The organism is Moorena sp. SIO3I6 (genome assembly GCF_010672095.1).
This window is the reverse complement of the sequence record NZ_JAAHHU010000390.1, coordinates 1-2487: the sequence shown is the minus strand read 5'-3', so window position 1 is coordinate 2487 and position 2487 is coordinate 1. Positions and strand designations below refer to the sequence as shown.

Sequence of the window (2487 nt, the reverse complement as noted above, 5' to 3'; positions counted from 1 at the left end):
GTCAAGGGACTTTTTCCCCTGACCCGATTCGATATTGACCTTGCGCCCCTGAGATTGATCAGGGGTTAGCTGTGGCAGCTGACCATTGACACTGTCGTGTCAGAGAAATGACTCAACCGAGGTAGATTTGGAGATTTACCGATTAACCGATGTCATAGAGGTCGACATCGTAGGGATTGCCTTTGGTTTTTGTGTTGTTATAAAATCCATACACTCCGCCATTGGCCAAATTGTACTTTTTGTAATTGATCACCCCGCTGCGCATGTCTTCATCAAATTTGATGGTTCCACCCTTATAGGCAGTCCAGACCCAAGTCTGATTGGGCTTGTGCTTCCACAACTTACCATCGACGGTGTAGTAGAGATTGTATTTGGTCTTGTTCTTAATGGTGAACACCTCGTATCCGCCACTGATGGTTTCAGCATCGGTCTGATTTAACTCTACGAACAGGTCTGAATTAGCACAAATAGTTGACATGATGGTTATCCTTGATTTAACGTGACTTGATTTTTCTGGAAACCAATACTGGTTCCAGCTACAGGGGTAAGCGGTTGAGATTTAATTGGGCTTACCCCTTTATTGACTTGTCAGGGAAACCTCCGGAACTTACGCAGCAATTTACAAAAGTTCATATTAAGACCGCAAAAAAAAGGCGTACGCAACTAAACTTTGGTTGAGAGTGTTCCACGACGATGGGAAATCTGATCTTCACAAGAAATGGTAGAGCCAAAAAAGGGGTCAGGGGAAACAGTCCCCTGACCCGATACTGTGTTGAGCTTGCGCCCCTGAGATTTCTTGTTCGAGCTGACCTGAGACAAGACAGTGTCACCTCAGAGATTCAACCCCCGTAAATCCACTTCAGATTTACCTCAATCTAAAGTGCACCATTGTCAGCGAGGGTGATATCAAATGGACGAAAAGTGCTACTGTTAAATTGGAATACATACTCACGTCCATTGGCCGCATTGACTGTTCGCGCTCGGAACCGTGGTCTGAAGGGGAGAGAGTCAAAGGTAACGTTTCCTCCCTCGTTAGTAAACAATAATACACTCTGGCCAGGGCGCAAGTTTCTTGCTCGACCATCGATAATGTAGGCAACACGGAAAGGGAGTTGGTTCTTAATCTTGAAGATTTCGTTTTGGCCAGCGCCGCCCCGCCTGACTATGCCGCCACTGACTGTTTCAGCATCTGTCTCATTTAAGTCCACAAACAGGTCTTGATTCGCACAAATAGTTGACATGATTTTTCTCCTGGATTTAATTTGACTTAATTTCCCTGGAAGTACATCTTTCCTCTAGGGTGAGGGGTAAGCAAAGAGGCCGTAATTAAGCTCAATTGATACAGAACCCTATGAGGGGTTTTGCCATTATTTCTTGACTGCCCTCACTCATATAATCACTCGGAAAATCGAATTTTTCTACAGCCCAAGATAAATTTTTGTAACTTTTATTATCAAGTTTTGTAACGAATCTGATCAAACTGGTCAATTCCTATGAACGCGGTTTTGAAATCCCTAGAACTGCCGTGGTAGTGGTTGACTAGCTATCCGCGTTGATCATTTATGACTTCCTGAGCAAAACTGCGCTCAGGAGCAATGCTAGAGCCGAAAAAGGGGTTAGGGGAAAAAGTCCCCTAACCCTATACTCTGTTGACTTTGCCCCGGTAGGTCTAGCCGATGCGAAACAGTTCGATATCGTATTTATAAGCAGTACGGGTGTCGAGTCGGAACCCATATTTACGTCCATTGGACAAATTGTATTTGCGCCGTTGCACTCCTGGTCGGCCGAAATCATAGTCAAAGGTAATCTTTCCGCCCTTGTTAGTAGTCCATAGGGACTTCTGACCAGGCTTAGGGAACTTTGTTCTTACACCATCAACCGCATAGGGGATAGTGACGGAACGAGTTTGGTTAGCAACGGTAAACCTCTCCCGTCTTCCTCCGCTAACTGTTTCAGAATCGGTCTGATTTAAGTCTACAAACAGGTCTTGATTAGCCGCAATAGTTGACATGATTGTTCTCCTTTATTTGACTTGAAGTAACTTGACTGAAAGCCAGTTTTTTTTTCTGGTATATCGGTCAGCCAATCCGCCTTTTTTCACTCCAATTAAACGGACCCATTACAGGGGGTTTGCCATTAATCAGATTAGGCTTTCTTGACTGCCCTCACTATAGTAATCACTCCGAAAATCCAATTTTTCTACAGTTTGACTAAACTTAGAAAAACGAATATCATCAAACTGGTCAATTGGGCTCAACCCGGTTTTCAAACCCCGAACACTGGCCTGATCGGGGTTGAAGGGCGATCGGGCGAGATCATTTATTCGTACCAAATCTAGCCATGGTAGACCCAAAACCGGGGTCAGGGGACCTTTTCCCCTCAGCCAATACTCTGTTGACTTTGCCCCGGTAGGTCTAGCCGATGCGAAACAGTTCGATATCGTATTTATAAGCAGTACGGGTGTCGAGTCGGAACCCATATTTACGA

At 44.8% G+C, this 2487-nt stretch carries 4 protein-coding genes; all 4 read right to left on the bottom strand.

The window, feature by feature from the left end; translation table 11 throughout:
• Positions 1–142 precede the first annotated feature (142 nt).
• A complete protein-coding gene (locus F6K49_RS36630; RefSeq protein ID WP_293104778.1) occupies positions 143–478 on the bottom strand; it encodes a hypothetical protein in 336 nt (111 codons plus the stop codon).
• A 397-nt stretch (positions 479–875) separates the two neighbouring features.
• Positions 876–1241 carry a hypothetical protein gene (locus tag F6K49_RS36625; RefSeq protein WP_293104775.1) on the bottom strand — a complete coding sequence of 122 codons (366 nt, stop codon included), beginning with the start codon at positions 1239–1241 and terminating at the stop codon, positions 876–878.
• A gap of 428 nt (positions 1242–1669) precedes the next feature.
• On the bottom strand, positions 1670–2011 hold the full coding sequence (locus F6K49_RS36620) for a hypothetical protein (protein ID WP_293104772.1): 342 nt from the start codon (positions 2009–2011) through the stop codon (positions 1670–1672).
• A gap of 129 nt (positions 2012–2140) precedes the next feature.
• On the bottom strand, positions 2141–2487 hold a 347-nt coding region (locus F6K49_RS36615), incomplete at its 5' end, for a hypothetical protein (protein WP_293104769.1).